This window comes from Methylomusa anaerophila (assembly GCF_003966895.1).
Classification (GTDB): domain Bacteria; phylum Bacillota; class Negativicutes; order Sporomusales; family Sporomusaceae; genus Methylomusa; species Methylomusa anaerophila.
Genome location: NZ_AP018449.1, coordinates 1,163,100 through 1,183,795 on the forward strand (window position 1 = coordinate 1,163,100; position 20,696 = coordinate 1,183,795).

The 20,696-nt window shown below is 47.4% G+C and carries 17 protein-coding genes and 2 tRNA genes; 7 read left to right on the forward strand and 12 right to left on the reverse strand.

All coding sequences use genetic code 11. The features are described from left to right. Positions 1 to 19: 19 nt before the first annotated feature. Entirely contained in the window at positions 20 to 952 is a 933-nt protein-coding gene (locus tag MAMMFC1_RS05130) for an NRAMP family divalent metal transporter (protein ID WP_232035677.1), read from the forward strand. A 185-nt stretch (positions 953 to 1,137) separates the two neighbouring features. On the opposite strand, the gene MAMMFC1_RS05135 is transcribed toward MAMMFC1_RS05130, so the two are convergent. Both MAMMFC1_RS05135 and MAMMFC1_RS05140 read right to left on the reverse strand, forming a co-directional pair. Further along, a complete protein-coding gene (locus MAMMFC1_RS05135; RefSeq protein WP_232035787.1) occupies positions 1,138 to 1,797 on the reverse strand; it encodes a PIG-L deacetylase family protein in 660 nt (219 codons plus the stop codon). A 298-nt stretch (positions 1,798 to 2,095) separates the two neighbouring features. Then, entirely contained in the window at positions 2,096 to 3,697 is a 1,602-nt protein-coding gene (locus MAMMFC1_RS05140) for an L-lactate permease (protein WP_126307067.1), read from the reverse strand. A 611-nt stretch (positions 3,698 to 4,308) separates the two neighbouring features. On the opposite strand from MAMMFC1_RS05140, the gene MAMMFC1_RS05145 reads away from it, so the two are divergent. Next, the gene (locus MAMMFC1_RS05145) at positions 4,309 to 4,701 is read left to right on the forward strand and encodes a helix-turn-helix transcriptional regulator (protein ID WP_158618652.1); all 393 of its coding nucleotides are present in this window, start codon (positions 4,309 to 4,311) and stop codon (positions 4,699 to 4,701) included. Positions 4,702 to 4,773: 72 nt separating this feature from the next. Beyond that, positions 4,774 to 5,598: a DMT family transporter gene (locus MAMMFC1_RS05150; protein WP_197723916.1), complete on the forward strand. Its 825-nt coding sequence runs from the start codon at positions 4,774 to 4,776 to the stop codon at positions 5,596 to 5,598. Positions 5,599 to 5,912: 314 nt separating this feature from the next. On the opposite strand, the gene bioB is transcribed toward MAMMFC1_RS05150, so the two are convergent. The 3 genes from bioB to MAMMFC1_RS05165 all read right to left on the reverse strand — a co-directional run bounded on the left by bioB (position 5,913) and on the right by MAMMFC1_RS05165 (position 7,272). Continuing rightward, positions 5,913 to 6,872, reverse strand: a complete 960-nt coding sequence (gene bioB, locus MAMMFC1_RS05155; RefSeq protein ID WP_126307071.1) for a biotin synthase BioB — start codon at positions 6,870 to 6,872, stop codon at positions 5,913 to 5,915. Positions 6,873 to 7,018: 146 nt separating this feature from the next. Then, positions 7,019 to 7,109 (reverse strand) — tRNA-Ser (locus MAMMFC1_RS05160). A gap of 74 nt (positions 7,110 to 7,183) precedes the next feature. Then, a tRNA-Ser gene (locus MAMMFC1_RS05165) sits at positions 7,184 to 7,272 on the reverse strand. 379 nt (positions 7,273 to 7,651) lie between these two features. On the opposite strand from MAMMFC1_RS05165, the gene MAMMFC1_RS05170 reads away from it, so the two are divergent. Beyond that, positions 7,652 to 8,599 (forward strand): magnesium transporter CorA family protein, encoded by a 948-nt coding sequence (locus MAMMFC1_RS05170; RefSeq protein ID WP_126307073.1) that lies wholly within the window; start codon positions 7,652 to 7,654, stop codon positions 8,597 to 8,599. A 128-nt stretch (positions 8,600 to 8,727) separates the two neighbouring features. On the opposite strand, the gene MAMMFC1_RS05175 is transcribed toward MAMMFC1_RS05170, so the two are convergent. Beyond that, on the reverse strand, positions 8,728 to 9,321 hold the full coding sequence (locus tag MAMMFC1_RS05175; RefSeq protein ID WP_126307075.1) for a VgrG-related protein: 594 nt from the start codon (positions 9,319 to 9,321) through the stop codon (positions 8,728 to 8,730). Between the two features lie 388 nt (positions 9,322 to 9,709). Continuing rightward, the gene (locus MAMMFC1_RS05180) at positions 9,710 to 9,919 is read right to left on the reverse strand and encodes a DUF1653 domain-containing protein (RefSeq protein WP_126307077.1); all 210 of its coding nucleotides are present in this window, start codon (positions 9,917 to 9,919) and stop codon (positions 9,710 to 9,712) included. Positions 9,920 to 10,228: 309 nt separating this feature from the next. Between MAMMFC1_RS05180 and MAMMFC1_RS05185 the strand changes: the two genes are divergently transcribed. From MAMMFC1_RS05185 to MAMMFC1_RS22595, 3 genes are all read left to right on the forward strand, one after another. Continuing rightward, on the forward strand, positions 10,229 to 10,915 hold the full coding sequence (locus MAMMFC1_RS05185; protein WP_126307079.1) for a response regulator transcription factor: 687 nt from the start codon (positions 10,229 to 10,231) through the stop codon (positions 10,913 to 10,915). Next, on the forward strand, positions 10,893 to 12,128 hold the full coding sequence (locus tag MAMMFC1_RS05190) for a sensor histidine kinase (RefSeq protein WP_126307081.1): 1,236 nt from the start codon (positions 10,893 to 10,895) through the stop codon (positions 12,126 to 12,128). Before MAMMFC1_RS05185 ends, MAMMFC1_RS05190 begins: the two co-directional genes overlap by 23 nt. 275 nt (positions 12,129 to 12,403) lie before the next feature. Then, positions 12,404 to 13,636, forward strand: coding sequence for a flagellin N-terminal helical domain-containing protein (locus MAMMFC1_RS22595; protein ID WP_126307083.1), 1,233 nt, complete (start codon positions 12,404 to 12,406; stop codon positions 13,634 to 13,636). 165 nt (positions 13,637 to 13,801) lie between these two features. Here MAMMFC1_RS22595 and MAMMFC1_RS05200 read toward each other — a convergent pair whose 3' ends face one another. Genes MAMMFC1_RS05200 through flgK (MAMMFC1_RS05220) form a run of 5 tightly spaced genes read right to left on the reverse strand, consistent with a single transcriptional unit; the run spans position 13,802 to position 20,695 of the window. Beyond that, positions 13,802 to 14,221 carry a hypothetical protein gene (locus tag MAMMFC1_RS05200; RefSeq protein WP_126307085.1) on the reverse strand — a complete coding sequence of 140 codons (420 nt, stop codon included), beginning with the start codon at positions 14,219 to 14,221 and terminating at the stop codon, positions 13,802 to 13,804. Between the two features lie 2 nt (positions 14,222 to 14,223). Then, positions 14,224 to 16,212 carry a flagellar filament capping protein FliD gene (gene fliD, locus MAMMFC1_RS05205; protein WP_126307088.1) on the reverse strand — a complete coding sequence of 663 codons (1,989 nt, stop codon included), beginning with the start codon at positions 16,210 to 16,212 and terminating at the stop codon, positions 14,224 to 14,226. Between the two features lie 36 nt (positions 16,213 to 16,248). Further along, complete coding sequence (gene flgL / locus MAMMFC1_RS05210) at positions 16,249 to 17,589, reverse strand: flagellar hook-associated protein FlgL (protein ID WP_126307090.1); 1,341 nt, start codon at positions 17,587 to 17,589, stop codon at positions 16,249 to 16,251. A 16-nt stretch (positions 17,590 to 17,605) separates the two neighbouring features. Then, on the reverse strand, positions 17,606 to 19,198 hold the full coding sequence (flgK, locus tag MAMMFC1_RS05215; protein WP_126307092.1) for a flagellar hook-associated protein FlgK: 1,593 nt from the start codon (positions 19,196 to 19,198) through the stop codon (positions 17,606 to 17,608). Between the two features lie 12 nt (positions 19,199 to 19,210). Beyond that, positions 19,211 to 20,695, reverse strand: a complete 1,485-nt coding sequence (gene flgK, locus MAMMFC1_RS05220) for a flagellar hook-associated protein FlgK (protein ID WP_126307094.1) — start codon at positions 20,693 to 20,695, stop codon at positions 19,211 to 19,213. Between the last annotated feature and the right edge of the window lies 1 nt (position 20,696).

The window sequence follows — 20,696 nt, forward strand, 5'->3', positions numbered from 1 at the left end:
TGCGAAATATGGGATATCCGTGCCGCTAGCGGCATTCGTGGTCTGGTGGCTGGTAATAAAAGCGGACTATGCCCATACGGAAAAGATTTTTCTTGCCTTGTGCGTACTCTTCTTCAGTTACGTAATATCGGGAATCCTCATTGATCCGCCCTGGAAGGAAGTTTTGCTGGCTTCAGTAAAGCCTTCGTTTGCCGGTGACGCGGAATTCCTGCTCTTGGCTATAGGAGTCGTCGGCACAACGATTACTCCCTGGGGCCAGTTCTACGTCCAGGCGTCGGTGGTGGATAAGGAGATTACCGCCAAAGACTATGTATATACGCGGTGGGATGTCTTCATCGGCTCATTTTTCACCGGCTTTATCGCTTTCTTTATCATGGTGGCTACGGCCGCTACCTTGTACGTCAACCACATCCCCATCGAGACGGTCAAAGATGCGGCCATTGCCTTGGAACCGCTGGCGGGAAAATATGCTTCCCTGCTCTTTGCCGCCGGCCTGTTTGGGGCTTCGATGCTGGCGGCTTTTATCCTCCCCCTTAGCACGGCCTACCCCATCTGTGAAGCTTTCGGTTTTGAGAGCGGTATCAGTAAGACCTTTAAGGAAGCGCCGGTATTTTTCGGACTGTATACAGTGGTTATCGCCTTCAGCGCCGCCATGGTGCTGTGGCCCGGCCTGTCCCTATATCATGTCATGCTGGCGACCCAGGTGGTAAACGGCATACTGCTGCCGCCCATACTCATCTTCATGGTGATGATTGCCAACAATAAAGACATTATGGGCGAGTACAGCAACTCCCGGCTGTACAATATCCTTACCTGGACATTTACCATCGTTTTGATCATGCTGACCGTGTTGCTGCTGACATCAACACTTTTCCCCGGCCTCATAGAGAAAGCACAGGTTTTCCTACCACCCATAGCGGCGATAGAACCAACGCTTTATGAATTCAACTAAAACCAAATATATTGTTACCAGCCCCATGATCGCCGCCAGATAAGACGGCGCCAGCGGCGTAAACCCGAAAAAAGCTCCAACATTATATCAACCATTCGCTCATTGTAAAAGTTTATTTAAATAAATATTATTCACGCTAAAATTCTTATGTATATGATGATTGCACCTCTTGCCGTCACAGCCTCTCAAAACAATTCCGATACTTTCAGAACCTGAAAACATTCACAATAAGCACCCCTGCCGGTAGTAATTCCCCGCAACCTGTTAAGATGCCGCACCGCTTCATCGTATGCCAGATTTGCCAGTTGCGATTTGTGCAACCGCATGGCTTCGACCTTCGCTTCCATCCATTCGGAAATATCCTCAACATAATTTACCTCTGGCAACGGGGTGCCCACCTCATAGCAAAGAATGACGCCGACAGACCACAGTTGCTGCCCGCATTCTTGCGCTTCCGGGCTGCCGGCCCGCAGACAAGATTCGCTTACCAGTTCGTGGGTTATCCGGTGATCGCGGTGACTATCCTGTTTATGCGGGAGATATACAACATCGGGGCGAAGTGACCGGAGCAATGAAATAATCCGGCTGAGGTTTTCCCAGGTATAACTCAAATTCCCATCCGCATTTCTAAAAAAATGAACCTCCGATATCCCTAAGAATTTGGCAGCTTTATCCGCTTCATCCTCCCGGATAGAAATAGTCTGGCCGGGAGAATATATCAAACTCCCGCTATCTCCTGACGTAATATGCACAACCGAGACCACATTCCCTTTCTTAACATGCTTTAATATGCTGCCGCCGCAACCAATAACGTCATCATCAGGGTGAGGAGAAAATACCAACACTTTTTGCAAAATGATCCCTCCAATATGGTCTATCTATGTCGCATTAAAGAATCGTCATCCGGGTATTAGGATAAGCGGAGGTCAAACGACAGCGTCGAAGCGTTCCCAATACCCGGATAATTTCAATTCTTTAATGCGTTCCACATAGCATAAGCTGATAGTTATTATTTCCTCACTCCCAAAATGCATTCGCAGGAAAAGGCGCCAAAAGCTCTATGATTCTCACATCTGAAGCGGAATTTTAATAAAAAAACCGGCACCCGCCCTTATGCAAGGGGAATGCCGTTATTGTAAAAGATTAAGCAAAGATATTCAGTAGCACTACAACAAACAATGAAGTAACCAAAGTCAATATTCCCGAAAATACAAAAGCAACGCGAATGATTTGATTCTCATCGCCAAGCCTGTCAATGGCGGCAGCCGCGTTTTGCAATTTAGCCGGCGATATGACGCTTGCCAAACCGCCGCCGAAAGCCAGCCCGGCGGTAATAATAATTGCCCCCGTCAAATCCATATTCAGATTTTTAGCTGTCGTCATCGTATATTTGGCAAACATGGCAATCGTCGAAGCTTCACTGCCGGTAATAAATCCGCCAAATAAACCGATAAAGGCCACAACAGCGCCATAAGCGTCATGGAAGTACAGGGCTGAATAATCCGCTAATACTTTCACCATACTCGCCGTTTCGAACTTTTGGGTAGCCATACTGTACCCCGACATGTTCATGATCTCGCCGATGGCGAAAAAAATGGCGGCAGAGAAAACCGGCCGGGGAGCCCGTTTCCACCAAGTGGAAAGCGTGTTCTTTAGTTGCTGGGCAGTTGGCCGGATAAACGCCATCGAGGCAATGGTACTGATAAATATCCAGGTATAGGCATTCCATAACGCTCTTGTATCAATTGGGCTGCCGTCGGCCGTTACACCGGTAATGGGCAGCTTGAGTACCCGGTAAAGGTAATTAAACATGTCTTTAGGTATATTTAAAATTAAAATAAAAGCAATCAATAAAAGCCACGGGGTTAACGCTTTCCATAACGGATACTGTTCTTTGTAGGCAAGTTCCTCAGCCGTCAGTTTACTCTGGTCAATAACTTTTTTGCCTTGAATAAGCAAAAACGCTATCATTGTCACAATAACCGCAATGCCGCATAATACGCCGGTAAGGACGACCAGATTGTCATATTTGTTAGTAAAATATGATACCACACCGATTACCGTCCCGGTGATCAGGCAAGGGCCCCAGCCTTCTTTGATGGCTTGCCATTGTCCCACAATCCATAGCATACAAAAACCTATCAAAGTGGATACCACAGGCAAAAACATGTAGAACGTCATTCCCGCCTGGGCGAGAGTAATTTCATGTCCTTTGCCGAAAAAATTGTTGGCTATATCTACAAAGACAACAATCGGCGCCCCCAGAAGCGCGTATGTACAGAGAGAATCGTATCCGATCGCCGGCAGGGCAATAGCCACATAACTTGAATATCCCATTGCCAGAAGAATTGGCGGTAACAGCGATACCGGCGTCGCCCCTACGGACACCATTAATGTTCCAAACCCAATATTAATCATCATAATTTGTACTGCCCGATTTTCACAGGCTATGGTCTTGATGAAGATAATGATTCTTCGCAAAGCGCCGGTTTGTTCCATATAGGCCATTTGCAACAACGAAGCGGCAACAATAAGCGAAACGGCAAATGACCTAATAAAACCCGCGACGGTAGAACGTAGGATAACTTCCATGCTTGTACTAAATGCAAAAAAAGCAACAGCCGCAATGGCTGCCCAGCCGACAATACCGCTAATATCGGCGGCCTGTTTCCAAATGATAAGCATAGCCAGAATAAGCACAATCGGCAACAAGGTTAGCACTAATGACTCAAGGATATACACCATCCCCCTTTTGGCAACAGCCGTAAATTTTTTAATATATTTATTTTTACATTTATTAATAATAACATAGCAACGTATAGTCTGTGTTAAATGTGCGTTATATTTTTACAAAAACTTATCCATTCCTTTTAGATTAGCATCCTGAAAACAATGAAAAACAAAAAAGCTCATCGCGAGGTATTTCTATAACAGGCAAATTCTTATCTCGGCAGATCAGCTGGTGACGCCCCCACAAGAAAAATGCGGCGGGGCGGCTTTAAAGCGGGATATAAACTTGATAAAAAGTCAATAAGTCAATGCCTGACCCTTACACGATTGTGTCTAAGCATGATAGTCCAATATGAAAGCGCAGCTCCAAAGGAACTGCGTTTTTCCAAGTTTTCCAAGTACCTGTTCAAGGCAGGTTGAGGGCCGGTAATCATTGCATCTATAGTGAACTCAGGCTTAAATAAAATCAGGTTTAAAAGATTGATTGACGAATTGGCGTGGACAGAATTGTCTGAATCTATCAGGTCGGCGGCAATCTTTTCTCGGTCAGGACGTAACCGCAGTTCTCATTTCCTATCTTTGGCTATCTTACGATAGATAAAAATTGGATGTCATTGCGATATCTCATGTTATCAGAAACAAACAGAAATTCTTACGCAGTTAATCATTTGCTGCATTATTCTTTTGATTTATTAGCACAAGATACAAGATCGCTTTCCATTCGTTATATCCATAATCATTATGTTGAAAACATTTCAATGGAAACCTTGGCAAGAATTGAACATTATAACGTCTCTTATTATGGACAATGGTTCCGGAAAAATATAGGGGTTACCCCGCAGCAATATATTCATCAATTGCGCATTGATGAAGCAAAGCGTTTGCTGCAAGAAACCGATTTTTCGATTTCTGATATTGCGCATCAAATCGGATATAAGAATCAAAGCCACTTAACACAGGTATTTAAAAAATTGGAAGGCTTAACACCAAACCGTTATAAAAAGCTAAAAAATATATAAAACAATCAAAAGAATATATAAAAATGTAAATTACCAATCATATATAATTGATTTAAAGACAGGAGAAATAGTATGACAAAACGATCAATTTCCCCTTACTGGGCTATTCTTATAGGAATATTCTCGATATCCAGTTCTGCAATTTTTGTTAAATTTGCTGCTGCGCCATCCATAGTTACTGCCTTTTATAGAATGCTATTCACAAGTTGTATATTAACCCCCATTATATTGCGAATGTTTATTTGCAATCGTAAGCTATTAGATTTATCAACTAAGCAAATTACTCTGTCTGGTATATCAGGTATTTTTTTTGCATTACATTTCGGATTTTGGATAACCTCACTGAATTACACATCCATTACTAGTTCAACAGTGATAGTGACCTTGCAACCTTTATTTGTGATGGCTGGCGGTTATTTGTTTTATCGAGAGAAAGTATCTTATACTTCCCTGTTGGGGGCTGCTATATCCATATGCGGTGGTATTATCTTGGGATTTGGTGATATGAATAGCGGGTCTAACGCTTTATTAGGAGACTTTCTTGCGTTAGCAGGTTCTTTTTTTATTGCGTGCTATCTTTTGATTGGCAGCAATATTAGGAAACAGATGCATGTAATACCTTATACATATATCGTTTACTTTTCGGCTTCAATAGTGCTTTTGTTTGGAAGTTTAATAACTGGACAACCATTGGCCGGTTATCCTCCGTCCACATGGAGCTGGTTTTTTGCTATGGCTGTAGTACCAAATATCTTAGGTCAAACAGTTTTTAGCTGGGCTCTGAAATATGTAAAAACGGCGGTTGTTTCAGTTAGTATTTTGGGTGAACCAGCAGGAGCTACTATCCTTGCGTTTATTATATGGAATCAGATTCCCCGAATCCGTTGCAAGTGGTAGGAGGGGGGTTAATTATCGCTGGGTTAGTAATGGTTATCCGATCTTCTAAAATGGATGATAAAGATGATAAAAATGATAAAAATGAGTAATCAAAATTTAATAATAAAGCCAACAGCATGAAAGAGATGATTACTATAATTATCAAAAATTTCGAGATCAAATACGCCGCCATTACCTGCTAGGATAGAAAAAGATTGCCAAGGGGGGACAGTTCGTGTGACACAATACAACTTATACTGCATGTCACAAGAAAAACTGAATCTCCGATGCTTTTCTCCTTTACGCAGAGGATTGCTGTTTACATTCCATGCTTATCATGCGGGTTCTATAGTATATTGAAACCCTGCTTCGGTGACGATTTTGACGGCATCTTCGATATTTTGCCCACCTGCGGTCAGATAACCGGAAGCAAAAATGGAATCAACCACAGCAAACAGCCATTTTTCTTTCCCCTTCAGGTATATCTCTCTGCCGCCGGCGCAGCGTATATCCGCTTTGGGGTTTAAAAGCCGGGCCAGGCATAATACCTTGAGGCAATATTCGGCAGACAAATGGGATGTATCCGCATTCGCCAAAGCCGTGCCTTCGATGGGTATCAGGAAATTGACGGGCACTGACTGGGGATGGATTGCCTGTATCGCAATCAGCATATCCACTACATCGGTTTTGCTTTCTCCCAGGCCGACGATGCCGCCGCAGCAGATTTCAAAACCCATGCCCTGCAGCATTTTTATATTAGCTATTCTTTCCTCATACGTATGGGTGGTGCAGATAGCCGGATAGAAATTTCTGCTCGTATTCAGATTGTGATTGATGCGGTTTACCCCGGCTGCCTTGAGTTTCTCAGCCTGTCCGGGCGTCAAAAAACCGATGGAGCAGCATATATGGGTTTGTGTCTCTCTTTTCAGTCCCTTTATATAGTTTGCAAATTCATCTATCTCCTGGTCGCTGAAGCGTATGCCGCTTAAACCTATGCAATGCCTCGCAAGTTTTTTTTCCCGAACGGTATAGCCATCCTGCAGCAGCTTTTCATACGATACGAGATTATATTTGGGGATGCCCGCCTGGGAAGCCCGGGATTGAGCGCAGTAAGCGCAGTTTTGAGTGCAATCGCCGCTGCGGGCATTGGTGAGAAGCTGGATATTTACCACATTGCCTTTGTATTTTTTTCTGACGGCATAGGCGGCGTCAATCAGTTCCGGAAGCGCTTCATCTGGTAAATTAAGAATATTTAAAGCTTCCTGACGGGATAAATGCCCTGAATGAAAGACCATTTTTCAGATTCCCCCCAAATATATGTCATTCCCTCTGCATGGATATAGTAATTATGTTATCTCTAACTTTTTCATATACAGGACAGGAAAATTTCCTGTCTGTAAAACAGCAAACCCGCATGAAATGCGGGTTTTTGGACAAATTATGGCGGAGCAGCAGGGATTTGAACCCTGGCAGGGGTTGCCCCCTCTAACGATTTAGCAAACCGTCCTCTTCAGCCGCTTGAGTACTGCTCCATGGTTGATATGGGTTGATATGAATAATGATTTTGTCAATTTGACATGATTTTTACGCCACCGATTAGGATTGATGGCGGAGGGGGTGGGATTCGAACCCACGGTCCCTTGCAGGATCACTGGTTTTCAAGACCAGCTCCATAAACCACTCGGACACCCCTCCGTGTCCGGCACATAAAATATTATAGCAAACAGAAAAGGCCTTTGTCAACAAACCGGGCCCAGGTAAATTAAACTATATGGACGCATTAAGAATTTATATCTCTGAGTTAATCCCAGGTTAATTTTATTAAAAAATACTTAATAATAAATAAAGGTGTTGACTATTCACTTAAACAGGATTATATTCATATTATGCATGGGTGATAATCCATAATAATTGATAGGTAGGTGAGAAATATGGATATAGACCGATCTAGTTGTCCACACTGCTTTAAAGTAAATAAAAACAGGGGAATATGCCAATTTCTCAGCCTTGTCACCATGGAAAGACGTATTTAAACTATTGCCGGCATCCCCTGCAAAAAAAGGGGGAACTGGCAATGTTGAAAATATATCGCAGCAATTGCACACATCTTTATGAATTGACATTTGAGAAAATTGAAAAGGGAGCTTGGTTCAACCTGATAAATCCCGACCAGGTAGAATTGGAAATGGTTGCCGCCAAAACCGGCGCGCCGTTAGACTTTCTAAAGGCCGCCCTGGACGAGGAAGAACGCTCCCGTACCGAGTTGGAAGATAATTATATGCTTGTTATCACCAACATTCCCATTATGCGGGGGAAGGACAGTTATGACGCCCTCCCTCTGGGAATTATCATTTCGCCTGATTATATCATTACCGTTTGTCTTGAGGCTAATGAAGTCCTGGCAAATTTCAGTCCGGAAAATGCGCGAAACTTCAGTACTTGTAAAAAAACCCGCTTTTTGTTTCAAATTCTGCACAAATCAGCTCTGTTATACCTGCGCTATTTGAAACAAATCAACCGGCGCACCGATGATCTGGAGCATCACCTGCGCGCATCCATGAAAAACCAGGAGATATTCCAGCTATTGGACCTGCAGAAAGGCTTAACTTACTTTACCGCTTCCCTTCGCTCAAACGGGATCGTGTTGGAAAAACTCCTCAGGCTTCGTACCCTGACTAATTTGCAGCATCTGATTACAATGTACGAAGAAGATGAAGATCTTTTGGAAGACGTTATCATAGAAAATAAGCAGGCCATTGAAATGGTCGAAATGTATAGCAAAGTTCTTAGCGGTTTAATGGATTGTTTCACTTCCATAATCTCCAATAACTTAAACATGGTTATGAAATTCCTTGCCTCCATGACCATTCTTCTTGCCATTCCGACAATGATATCAAGTTTTATGGGCATGAATGTGGATGTACCTTTTGGCGCAAATAACGGTTTCCTATATACCATGTCCTTTGCTTTCTTTACCACAGTCTTGACTGCTTTTGGTCTGTGGAAAAAAGGAATGTTTTAATGCTCCCAAAAGTTGCAGACTTTGCTCCTGGCTGAAAAGACATAAAAGACCTGGAACTTTCCGTTCCAGGCTTTTTCATTTTAACTCATTTTAACAACTATTAACTATTGCCTATTGCCCCTAATGGGTTACGCTGATTCCAAATCAATTCTTGATTCACATGCCCAAGGAACTGTCACACCTGCCGCCATTGTGTCGCTGGCTTCGGCCCAGTCGCTTGTCGCAAAGATATGCTCAATCGATCGTCTGAGATCATGATCATTCAGTTCATTAAGATGGGTCAGCCCGGATATTCGCAGTACCTCCCGCATAAGATCCCCAACTGCCGTTGGTCCGTATTCCACCGCTACCGCCCAAACAAGTTCCTGCAATTTTGCATCTCTGGACCGGATGTCAAGGTTGAACTCCTGGCACAAATTCTCAACTGCGGGTACATAATAAGTGTTGCGTACATATTCGTGCTGCAGTGCTTTAAATTCTTCCGGGTCGTGTTCGCCAATATACTGCCAACAGCAGCTAAACTCCCTGGTTCCGGAAGCAAACTTGGATAACATCCGCCCATAAGGATGACCCTTTTTGTTGAGCCAACCGACAAAGGATTGAGGTACACCGGTGTTGGCGGCAAATCCGTAAATGCCGTAACCAATTCCACCTAATGAACAACAGGATACGTTACCCGGATTAATATAACACTCATTTTTTACATTTTTGCCTGCCTTCATAATTAACACCACCCTCCGCTAATTAGTCTCAGTACCACCTGTCTCGCCATTACCGGATTGCGGTGTAGACAATTGTAACGTGGTCCAGTTGCTGCGAGACTTTTGGGCTGGGTCCCTAATCCCTATGATGGGGGTAATCAATGGCTACTTCTTTGTTATAGAATATGAAATATTGTTGAAATTTGTTAATGTATTTTGTTATGTATTGTAGAGGGAACCATTTTTTAACTTTGTACCATTTGGCGATTACCAGCCCCGGACAGCCTGCAGCAATAGTTTGTCCAACGTATTTTATTATATACAAGAACAACAAAAAAATGAACCCTTTCGACAAAAAATTCCCCAAAGATTGTGAAAAATATTTCTTGCCGGCGTATGACTTTAACATTTAGCCGTCAATATATTCAAACCGTTTAACCTTGGCGCCATTATGGGTTACCGTTTCTTCAAACATAGGAAGAGATCGCACCCATAACCCGCCTTCGCCGTATAGCGCTTTATACACCACCATTTCCTCGCCGGTTTCGCTATGTCGCGCAACCGCTATTACTTCATATTCGTTGCCTTTAAAATGACGATATTTACCCGGAACTACCATATTTATCACCTCTATCAATAACTATATACCGGCAAACAAATTACGTCAAATTCATCCAACTGACCAATTGAGCAGGGTTAATTTTTGGCTTAAGAAAGTGTTCATTATTGACGATAGTCCAAATGTGAATATAGCAAAAAATGCATCATCCAAAGTCTCCAAAAGTCTATTGCGAAGAAATTTTACATTCTTTTTATAAATTCTTTGAAAAAATAAAGGGAATTCCAAGAAACTTCTAATACAATAGAGTTAGGAAATCCATGGACGGACGATATTCGACAGGGCTGTTACACAAGAGGGAATTCTATAATGAAATTGTTACTAGTGGAGGATGAAAGCAAACTAACTGACGCATTATCTCACCTTCTGAAGAAAAACGGCTACGCAGTGGATACTGCAATGGATGGGGAAACAGGAATCGAAATGGCGGCTACCGGTGCATACGATGCCCTAATCCTGGACCGTATGCTGCCTGCCCTTGACGGCCTCAGCCTGTTAAGGGAGATCCGCAGCCTGGGATTTGACACCCCGGTCCTATTTTTAACGGCCAAGGATGGGGCAAAAGACCGGGTGGAAGGCTTGGATGCCGGCGCCGACGACTACTTAGTCAAACCCTTTTTCGCCGACGAACTGCTAGCCAGACTGCGGGCTCTAATCCGCAGAAAATCGAGAAATTTGGTAGGCGACAGTCTGGAAGCAGCCGGCCTGATCCTTTATCCCCTCCGCTGCGAAGTAATGAAAAACGGAAAAGTTATCCATCTCACTGTGAAAGAAACCCATCTGCTGGAACTCTTAATGAACAATTACGGACAAGTAATCACCAAGGAACGAATCATGGAAAAGGTATGGGGCTATAATTCTGAGACTGAGATAACCAACGTGGACCTATACATCCATTACCTGCGAAAAAAACTGAATGTGCCTTATATTAAGACGGTGCGCGGCGTAGGCTACTATCTCCAGGAGGACACCCGTGTTCCAGCAACTGCGCTTTAAGCTCACCCTCATTAATGTCGCCATCATTTTTATTCTGTTTGTCTTATTAATCGCCGGCGCTTATTATCGCGCGCGATCCGACTTCAGAGACCGTATGGAATTTGGCGCCAGGAATTTGATTGCCGACATAAAGTCCGGCGCCGTGAACAACTACCCGCCCCCGCCGCCAGGCCCGTTTCCCGGTGTATTTTTTGTCAAAACAGACCATACCGGCGCCATTACTTTTAAATCTGCCGGGCACCTCCCTGAACCTGACCTCCTAGTGCCTTTAGTCAGCCAAATCTGGCAGGCGGAAGCATTCCAGGGAATGCTTACTATTGAAAGCATGGAATATTTCTACCTTAAATCTCCGCTCAATGATCAGTCCGGTATGGCGATAGTGCTTGAGGATATAACACAAACCAATAATATGCTGCGACGATTGTTGACGGCCTTAACCATCACCGGTGTTGTCTGTTTATCCCTCTCTTTTTTCAGTAGTTTATTTATGGCCGACCGGGCCATAATTCCCATTCAGAACGCCTGGCAGCAGCAAAAAGACTTCCTGTCCGACGCTTCCCACGAACTGAGAACACCGCTTGCCATCATGCAGACAAATCTGGATGTTGTCCTGGATAGCCCGGAAGATACTATCGCCAACCAAAGGAAGTGGCTGAACAATATCCAGGAAGAAACCATTCAGATGACCAAGCTTGTCAATTCCCTGCTCTTTTTGGCCCGGGCCGATTCGCAGCAGCAAAAACTGGAATATCATCCATTTGCCCTTAATTTGGCTGTTGCCGCGACGGCGGAAGCTTTTCAACCTCTTGCCGCAGCCCAGGGAATCTCTCTTCACATAGATACCGGGCCGCAGGTTACAGTCTGCGGCGACGAAACAAAATTTAAACAGGTAATTGCCATACTATTGGATAATGCTATCCGCCATACTCCGGTCGGCGGTGAAATATCCCTCCACTTGTCGGTGTCAGGCACCAAAACATTGCTGACCGTTGCCGACTCCGGTGAAGGAATTGATCCTGCCTATCTCGATAAAATTTTTGATCGCTTTTACCAGGTAGATAAATCCCGGTCCAAAGGAGGCGCCGGGTTGGGATTGGCTATCGCCAAATGGATTATTGAAAATCACCAGGGATCCATACAGGTAGCCAGCACCCCCGGCTGGGGAACCACCTTTACAATACAAATGCCCAGGCGATTAGGCCTGGGCAGCTGAAATATTTTAAATACGCCACCGGCGATAATTCGCCGGTGGCTTTTTATATTGATTTTACTTAATTTCCACTTTTCCCTATTTTTATATAAAAACTTTAAAAATATTGTCATATCCTGCATTATTTCAAAAGCATTTCCAATATTAGGGCTCGATACAAAGATAGACAAAAGAAAGGAGGCGTTTAGTACCCTATAAAATAGCTGCCAACAACGATCCGGATCCGGTATCAAAACCGGGCAGGGATGCCCAAAACCAAAATCAAGGAGGAATTGACAATGGGTCTAGTAATTAACCATAATCTTGCGTCTCTTAATACTTATAATGCATTAAATACCAATAACACTGCTTTGAACAAATCACTGGAAAAACTGTCTTCCGGCTACCGCATCAACAGCGCGGCCGACGATGCCGCCGGCCTGGCCATCTCCGAAAAAATGCGCGGTCAGATCCGCGGCCTTGACCAAGCTAGTTCAAATGCCCAAGACTCTATTTCCCTGGTTCAGACAGCAGAAGGCGCGCTGACTGAAACCGAGGACATCCTGCAACGCATGCGCGAACTGTCTGTTCAGTCGGCCAGCGACACCAACACCGATGATGACCGTAAAGCCATTCAGGATGAAATCGATGCCTTAGTGGAGGAAATCGACCGTATCGCCGACACTACCGAGTTCAATACCAAAAAGCTGCTGAACGGTAATATGGGTGCGGCCGTTACTGCCGACACGGCCAACGTTTTGACCAATACGTCTTTGAACACTGCCACCACTACCGCTACCGCATTAACCGCCCTCACCGACGCTTCCGGGGCTTCTCTCGGTATAGTTTCCGGCGACACCATCAACGTTAGCTACATGATGAACGGCGAGCTGAAAAGCACACTTGTCACTGCAACAGACACTACTGATCTGACCGCTCTTCAAGGTGCCGACTTTACTTTTGCAGTCGACACCACCACCGGCGCGCTGACCGCCACTGCCGCAGTTTCCGGCACGGATACTGCCATCTACGGCTTAACCATCACTGTAACCGATGCCAGCGGCAATAAAAAGTACGATGCAACCAACGCCCTGTCCGAGTTTTCGCAGACCACGCAGGCCGAAGATCAGCGCGCCGACGGAACGTCTACCGTGCTCATCGGCGCCAATACCGGTCAGAGCATGACATTCAATATTGGCGATATGTCCGCCGCGGGCATCGGGGTAGCCAATCTGAACGTCTCTGACCAGGCATCGGCCAATATAGCCGTCTCGGTAATCGACACCGCCACCCAAACGGTATCTACCGCCCGCGCTGCCCTCGGCGCCATTCAGAACCGTCTGGAACACACCATCAACAACCTGACTGCTTCCAGCGAAAACCTGACTGCCGCCGAATCCCGCATCCGCGATGTTGATATGGCATCGGAAATGGCAACATACACCAACAAGAGCGTCCTTAATCAAGCGGCCACTGCCATGCTGGCCCAAGCCAATCAACTGCCCCAGCAGGTATTGACCCTCTTAAAATAATTCTATCTAAGTTAAAGCGTTAAAGCACCAAAAACCTTAACAGGCGTTCATCCCTTACCGGGATGAACGCCTGTTTGCTTGTTTGCCGGCATAAAAAAAATCCCTATATAAACAGCTCCCTTTTCTTTCGCTGCTCTATATAGAGATTACCGGTCCAAAATTCCCCTATCCTTTTTGGTTGAAACGGCCTCCCGGCCGTCGCGTCAGCCAGCAGCTGACATAGCGGTTGGTAATATTTCTTCCGGCCCGCAGACGCCGCAATTGGGCCGCCACATGATTCCGCACCATTGCGGCTTCCTGCACCATTGCGGCGCTACTGGTCAGTACCTCCGACTGTTTTGCCGCAATGGCGCCAACCGCTGCCCGAAAGCAGCTCATATCCTTCCATTGCTCATTGCGCCGTAACTCCTGATTCACGGCGGCAAGCTCGTCAAATAGTTTATCCATATCCCGCAGCAACCGTTTAAGACCTTTCATTTCCCGCCGTTGAACAAAACGGCGCTGCGTCCCGATATTCGCGCTGATTTTCTCTAGAATTGCCATTTTCTTTGCCAATCCGGCCTGAATTTCCTCTACCGGCACCATACTTAACTACTGCTCACACCAAGCATGGATTGCAAAGCGGACAGTTGCGAGTTCATCTTGTTGATATAGGTTTCCAAATTGGTATACTGTTCGTAAAGACTGTCCTCTTTGGCATCCAGCCGATCTTCCTCGGCTGAAATTTTATCCTGCAGATCGCTGATCTGATCGCTCAGCGCGTTATCGGTATCGGCTGCGGTATCCTCAATACCCGCCTTTTGTATCAACAGACCGTCGTCGCCGACAGTGGCGATATATTTTTGAATAACATCGTAGAAACGATAAGCCAGGCCTTCCTCTTTGTACCGGGTCCGCAATTCACTGCTGCTGTAGGTTATACGGGTAGTAGTCCCCGGATACGAGGAAGACTCCTGAGTAAACAGATTCATCACCGCTGCCGGATCGCTCGTGATAGCTTCCTTTAGAGTGTCCTCGTCAATATATAGCTTGCCATTTTCATCATAAGTGCCGGTGGAGATCCCGATACCAAAAATGTTGGTGGACAAGCCGGAAACCGACTCAATTAAAGATGACCGCATTTCCGTCAGAAAGCTTTTCAATAATGAGTCATTCGCCAATAGCCCGGTTTTCGCCTTGGTTTCCCATTTGGTAATTTCCTCATCGGTCATACTGTCTTTTTCATCATCCGTAAGGGGGGGATAATCATAATTGTAATCCTCGTCCAACTTCGAGTTGATGGTGCTGATCAAACTGTTGTAATCGTCCACGAAACTGCTGATCAGATCATAGACGCTGTCCACATCCTGGCTTAAACTTACTGTAACCTTTTCATCAGCGGTAATGGAAGAGGCCGTCTCGGTAGTCGTATCCGTAGTCGTGGCATTAAGAGTATATTTCACGCCGTTGACGGTAAAGGTATTGGAACTGCGGGTCAGCTTGGTACCGTCCAGCCACGCCACGGCGTCCGTCCCGGCCACTACCGACGCACTGTTGAAAACCAGGGACAAAAAGTTGCTGCTGCCGTATGTGGCATCCGTAGGCTCGGTCACCACCAAGGTGGAGCCTGTGCCTGTATCATCGGCGGTAAGCGTCAGTTGGCCGGAAATCTCGTCGTAGGTCATCGTTGCCCCGGAACTGCTGCTGTTGATTTTTTTTATCATGTTGCTAAGACTATCGTCTTGATCAAAAGAAAGAGTGGTGCCATTGATGGTCAGTTCTATCTGCCCGTCACTGTTGAACAGCGAATCCTCTATGCCCAGCTGGGAAGCAATCTCCAGCAGCGTATCGGAAGTATCCAGACGGTTGGAGAGGGACGCCCCGTCACTGGTAAAGCCGAGGGCGGACAAAGCGCTGGTTCCCGAAGCAGGGGCGCTGAGGGTAATCTCTTGAATACCGCTATCTGCGGCGGCTGTGATGGTGAGGTAGCCGGTGGTGGAGTCCACGCTCGCCGTCACCTTGCCTGAGCCTACCGCCTCATCGATAGCTGTTTGCACGGCTGTTGCCAAGTCGGTACCTGAGGAATATGTTTCATCCGAGTCGAAGGTAACCGTCCTTTCCGTACCGTCCAGTTCAATGACAAAACTTGCGCCGGCGCTAATTGTGGCGCCGGCGGATACATCCGTCCCGCCGGCAACCTCCATGGCGAGACTGCTGGTCAGGGTGGCGGCCGTAGCCAGTTGTTCTACCGCTATGGTATGGGACCCCGCGCTGGCGGTGCCGGTGTAAGTCGCCGTTACGGCGCTGCTGCTGCTGCTGACTGCATATTTATTGAAATTACTTGATTTCAGCAGGCTGTTGGATGAGGTGATATCAAAATAGGTACTGCTAAAGGTTTGAATATCCTCGATAATACTACGGTATGCATCCTGTTTCCATTCAGCCAGTTGCTCCTGTTTCTGCAACTGGTACAGTTTAGACTTCTGGGCGGTCATCAGTTGTTCAACGATCGAGTCCACATCAAGACCGGAAGATAAACCGGTAATCCTGGTTGTTCCATTGACGGTGGTTGAAGTCACGCTGCTTGAACTAGACATTCATTCCGCCTCCTTTGCCCTTGTTTCTTTTCAAGATTATGCGATGTAATCCACCAGCGACTTGGTGATTGCCTTGGCTCCCACGGTGAGAGACGCCTCATAAACATACTCGGCCGTAGATACGTCAGTTGACGCCAGGGCCGCATCCACATCTTCGTTATTACTCAGCAAGGTGGTGTAATTGGTATAATCGTTGGCAAGTCTGTCGGTAGCCATATCCACATAGTTCATGCGCGCGCCTAGGTCGGCCTGGGCGGTCAGTACCCGGTCGTAATCGGTGTCCAGGTCGGTGAGCAAGCCGTCGAGAGTAAAAGTCTCCGTCGCCACAGAGGCCGTGCCGGTGGTTTCATCCACATCGGCTTTATAACAAGTAGTTTTACCGTCCAATCCCAGCATAAGCTTGGCAACGGTATCGAACAGACTGGTATCGTCCCCGGCAGTCCCGGTGACATTCTGTCCTTCCACATTTACAGCGATCTGGGCGCCGTAACCGATATTGTAGTAAATAGCCTGCGTCCCGTTGCTTACATACATTTCGGCGTCTGTGACACTGAACGAATCAGCCCCCACAATACTTATGTATTTTCCTTTAAATGTCACGGCGTTGCATTCGGCAGCATCAAAGGTCATAGACGTGCCGGCCGCAATGGTGCCGGTATTAGCGGCCATGGTAATCGTCACATCGGTCCCGTCGCTGGCCGTTCCGGTCAGTTTAACTCCACCGGCGGCAATCGTTGTCGCCGTAACATTGTCGGCCGCCGCAACCACATTGCCGCTGGAGTCCGTCAACTGGAGCAAGTAATCGGTGCCATTGCTGCCGGTAGCTACGGAAAGAGTGTACGTATCGGCAGTCAGACCGGAAATAGCAGCGATAGCGCTGCCGTCGCCGGCATAGCCGGTGTCATTGTAGGTGGCTGTTCCCGCTTTGGCTGTTACCAAAGCGTACGGCGCCGCATCGGTGGCGTAACCGCCAAAAGCATAGCGCCCGGCGTAGGAAGTATTCATTACCTGCACCAATTGCGCCTGCAGTTGGGTAACTTCCGTCTTAATCGCCGCCTTGTCCTGGTCGGACAGGGTGTCGCTGGAAGCTTGCACAGTCAGTTCCCTTACCCGTTGGATAATATCGCCCAGGTCGCTTAAAGCGTCATTAGATGTTTTCTGCCAGGAACTGGCGGCGGACACGTTTTTTTGATATTGTTCTATCTTGGCGACATAGTTGCGATATTTTATCGCCCGCGTAGCCACAATAGGATCGTCGGAAGCCAATTGAATCTTCTTTTGGGTGGATTCGCGGTTAATGGCCTCGCTCAGACGTCTTGCGTTTTTATTGATATTCGAGACGGTATTGGCAACCATCATGCCGTCAGTTATCCGCACAAAAATCTCCTCCCATCTAATCCGACGACACCATGTTAATGGTGGTGGCGTAGATTTCCTGCCATACGCTGATCATTTGCGCCGACGCCTCATAAGCCTTCTGATACTTGGTCATATTGGCCGTTTCCTCGTTGCTGGAAACTCCCGCTACTGACGACCTGCTGTTCTCAAGGTATTCGATGATGGTGGTCTGGCGGTCGGACTTGCTCTGGGCATAAGAACTGGTTGTACCGAGGGTGGACACAAGAGAATTCATGAAGTCCTCGGGAGTGCCGCCAGCGAACATTTTCGCACTCTCGCATAATTCAATCAAGGCATCCATATTCTCATTATCCTCGCTGTCGATACTCCCGTCGGAGTTCACACTGGCAGCCGCGGCAATATTGTCCGCATCTGCCAGAACATCCGCGGACAAAGATATATTGGCCGCCGTGAGGTTTGTGTACAGAGAAGTGTACTGAGTATTAGCGGCCGCGGCAGAGTCCAACCCGCTCAGCAAAGCCTCGAAGGAGTTGCCGCTGCTGTCTGTATAAGAACAGGAGAAAAAGCGGACGCCTGTCTCTCCGTCTTCGGTATACCCGCCGGCATGACCGGCATAATAAGTAGTTCCGTCTTCAAATATGCCTTCATTGAACGCCGCGGCGAAAGTCCGGGCAAAGGTATCCAATTGGTCCATAAAATAAGGAATGCCCTTGCTTTCCGAGTAAGAGCCGGTGCCGTCACCGTCCCTGATGTCAAGGTAGGCCTGCAGCGAACCGCCGTCAGGATCGAGATTCGCGCCGGTGCCGGCCCAGCGGATGCCGTACATGCCGTCTTGGTCACTGCCGTCCGCGATTTCATAACACTCCAGTTGCTGTACCTTGTCGCCGCTGACCAAACAAGCCCCGTCTATGCTGATAGTCAAGGCTTTATTCTCCGTACCGTCAGCCTTTGTACCCACCACAACTTCGTCCACATCCAGGTCGACCAAGCCGGAAAGCTCATCAATCAGCGCTCCCCGTGCATCCTCCAGTTCATTGGTGGCAGCGCCGCTGGCCGCCGCCAAGCTGATCCGTTTGTTCAGGTCGGCAATTTGCTGGGCATAGGAATTAATTTGATCCACCGTTGTTTTAACCTCAGTGTTGGCATCTTGCCTGAGCTGTGTCAGCCGGGCGGCGGAATCATTCAGGTAATCGCAAATGGCCACTCCCGCCTCCTTTACGGCAGTGCGGGCCGATGCACTGCCGGGGTCTGTGGATACACCTTCCAGCGCCGAGTAGAAATCATCCATTAAAGTGGAAAATGTGTCATCGGCATCACCCATTACCGATTCTATTTCTTCCAGGTAACCGGCCCTGGTTTCCCATTCACCCAAAGTGGCATTTTCGTCCCAGTACTTTTCGTCAAGAAGATTATCCCGCACCCGGTCAACAGACTCAACCTTCGCCCCCAAGCCCACATAGCTGCGGCTGTACATGGCGGCGGGGCCGATGGGATTCTGAATCAGTACCTGCCGCGAATAACCCGTTGTATTCATGTTACTGATATTGTTGCTCGTAACGGCCAATCCCACCTTGCTGGCGGACAAGCCGTTGCCGGAAATAACAAGACCCGCGAATGTTGAAGCCATCCTAATTCCTCCTTATCCACCCAAGTCATCCATTAAATCGCCGATCAGGCTGTCGATGGTGCTCAGTACCCTGGCACTGGCATTGTAGGCATTTTGATACATGATCATGTTGGACATTTCCTCATCCATGGAAACCGCTGATATCGTCTGGCGTTGGCTGTCTACCTGATCAACCAGGGTTGTCTGGGTGTCGTAAGAGCTGTTGGCATCGTCGCCTGCTGTGCCCAGCCAGCCAATAAACGACTCATAAAAGGTGTTGACATCCACCGCTGCGCCGTTAAACTTAAAAAGGTCGTCACCAGTCAATTCGTATATTTGATTGGCTATGGTATTATCGCCGGAATCAGCGCCGGCGGCGGCAACCACCTTAGCGGGTTCAGCCAGCAAAGCGGGATTTACCTGAATATTGCTGATGCTCAGCGGCTGACTGGAGTCTACCGCCGTGAAAAAATCCTCACCGGCATTGCCGTTCAGATCCGTGCCGGAGCTGTGCAGGGAATTGATTGCGACTGCCAGCGTGCAAATCAGATCATTCAAGGCCTGCCGCATGGTATTGATGTCACTCAGCGTCCCGGTGGAAAAAGCATAGGGAATGTCGGTCGCATTGTCGATGGCCGCCAGATCGGTTTGCTGCGCCTCTTCCAGGTAAGCGGCGACAGTGCCGCTGGTGATATCCGCAGCTTGATTCAGACCGGACCACTGCACCTTAAGCGGATCGGTAGTTGACCCGTCCCCTGTTACAGCCAGTTCCTTGGTCCTGTCGCCGTTAACCAGGTTCACTCCCCCGATAGTGACCTGCAATACCCCGTTGGAGTGCTCTTGAACGTTGATATTCGCATAAGTTGACATTTGATCCAGCAGGCTGTCCCGCTGATCCCGGAGATAACTGGCTTCGCCCCCGCCCAGTTCGGCCGCCTTGATTTGAGAATTCAGGTCCGCCACCTGCTGCGCCAGGTCGTTGAGAGTATCCACCGCTTCTTGCACCCGGTCGCAGGCATCTTGCTGCAGTTGCTGCAACTGCCCGTCGATTTGGGTCAAGGTGTCAATAAGAGAAACGGCGCTATCCGTAACCACTTGCCGGCTGCTCAGGCTGCTGGAGTCTGTGGCCAATTCCGACCAGCTGTCAAAGAAATTCTCCAGCATCTGCTGTAAACCGTCGGTGGAAGTTCCGTCGTCGGCTTCATATTCGGTAAGTATCTTTTGCATATATTCCAGGTCGCCGCTTTTAACCGACCAGTATCCGGTCTTCGCGTTTTGCCGGCGATACGTTTGATCAAGCAGTTCATCCCGTGCCCTGGCGATTTCTTGCACGTTGGAGCCCATCCCCAGGGACTGCCCGCCGGTCAAGACGGTATTTTCCTCCACGCTGCTTATGCGCTGGCGGGAATACCCGGTGGTATTTACATTGGAAAGATTGTTGCTGACTACCGACAGCGCGGCCTGATTCACCCGCATGCCGGAATATGCGATCTTATAATTGCCAAATGTGGAACTCATA

What these genes read in the sequence shown, in the direction of transcription:
- fliD (WP_126307088.1), bottom strand. Translation starts at nt 16,212, where the DNA reads ATGTCTAGTTCAAGCAGCGTGACTTCAACCACCGTCAATGGAACAACC.
- MAMMFC1_RS05140 (WP_126307067.1), bottom strand. Translation starts at nt 3,697, where the DNA reads ATGGTGTATATCCTTGAGTCATTAGTGCTAACCTTGTTGCCGATTGTG.
- MAMMFC1_RS05150 (WP_197723916.1), top strand. Translation starts at nt 4,774, where the DNA reads ATGACAAAACGATCAATTTCCCCTTACTGGGCTATTCTTATAGGAATA.
- MAMMFC1_RS05170 (WP_126307073.1), top strand. Translation starts at nt 7,652, where the DNA reads ATGTTGAAAATATATCGCAGCAATTGCACACATCTTTATGAATTGACA.
- MAMMFC1_RS05180 (WP_126307077.1), bottom strand. Translation starts at nt 9,919, where the DNA reads ATGGTAGTTCCGGGTAAATATCGTCATTTTAAAGGCAACGAATATGAA.
- MAMMFC1_RS05175 (WP_126307075.1), bottom strand. Translation starts at nt 9,321, where the DNA reads ATGAAGGCAGGCAAAAATGTAAAAAATGAGTGTTATATTAATCCGGGT.
- flgK (WP_126307092.1), bottom strand. Translation starts at nt 19,198, where the DNA reads ATGGCTTCAACATTCGCGGGTCTTGTTATTTCCGGCAACGGCTTGTCC.
- MAMMFC1_RS05185 (WP_126307079.1), top strand. Translation starts at nt 10,229, where the DNA reads ATGAAATTGTTACTAGTGGAGGATGAAAGCAAACTAACTGACGCATTA.
- flgK (WP_126307094.1), bottom strand. Translation starts at nt 20,695, where the DNA reads ATGAGTTCCACATTTGGCAATTATAAGATCGCATATTCCGGCATGCGG.
- MAMMFC1_RS05145 (WP_158618652.1), top strand. Translation starts at nt 4,309, where the DNA reads ATGTTATCAGAAACAAACAGAAATTCTTACGCAGTTAATCATTTGCTG.
- bioB (WP_126307071.1), bottom strand. Translation starts at nt 6,872, where the DNA reads ATGGTCTTTCATTCAGGGCATTTATCCCGTCAGGAAGCTTTAAATATT.
- MAMMFC1_RS22595 (WP_126307083.1), top strand. Translation starts at nt 12,404, where the DNA reads ATGGGTCTAGTAATTAACCATAATCTTGCGTCTCTTAATACTTATAAT.
- MAMMFC1_RS05200 (WP_126307085.1), bottom strand. Translation starts at nt 14,221, where the DNA reads ATGGTGCCGGTAGAGGAAATTCAGGCCGGATTGGCAAAGAAAATGGCA.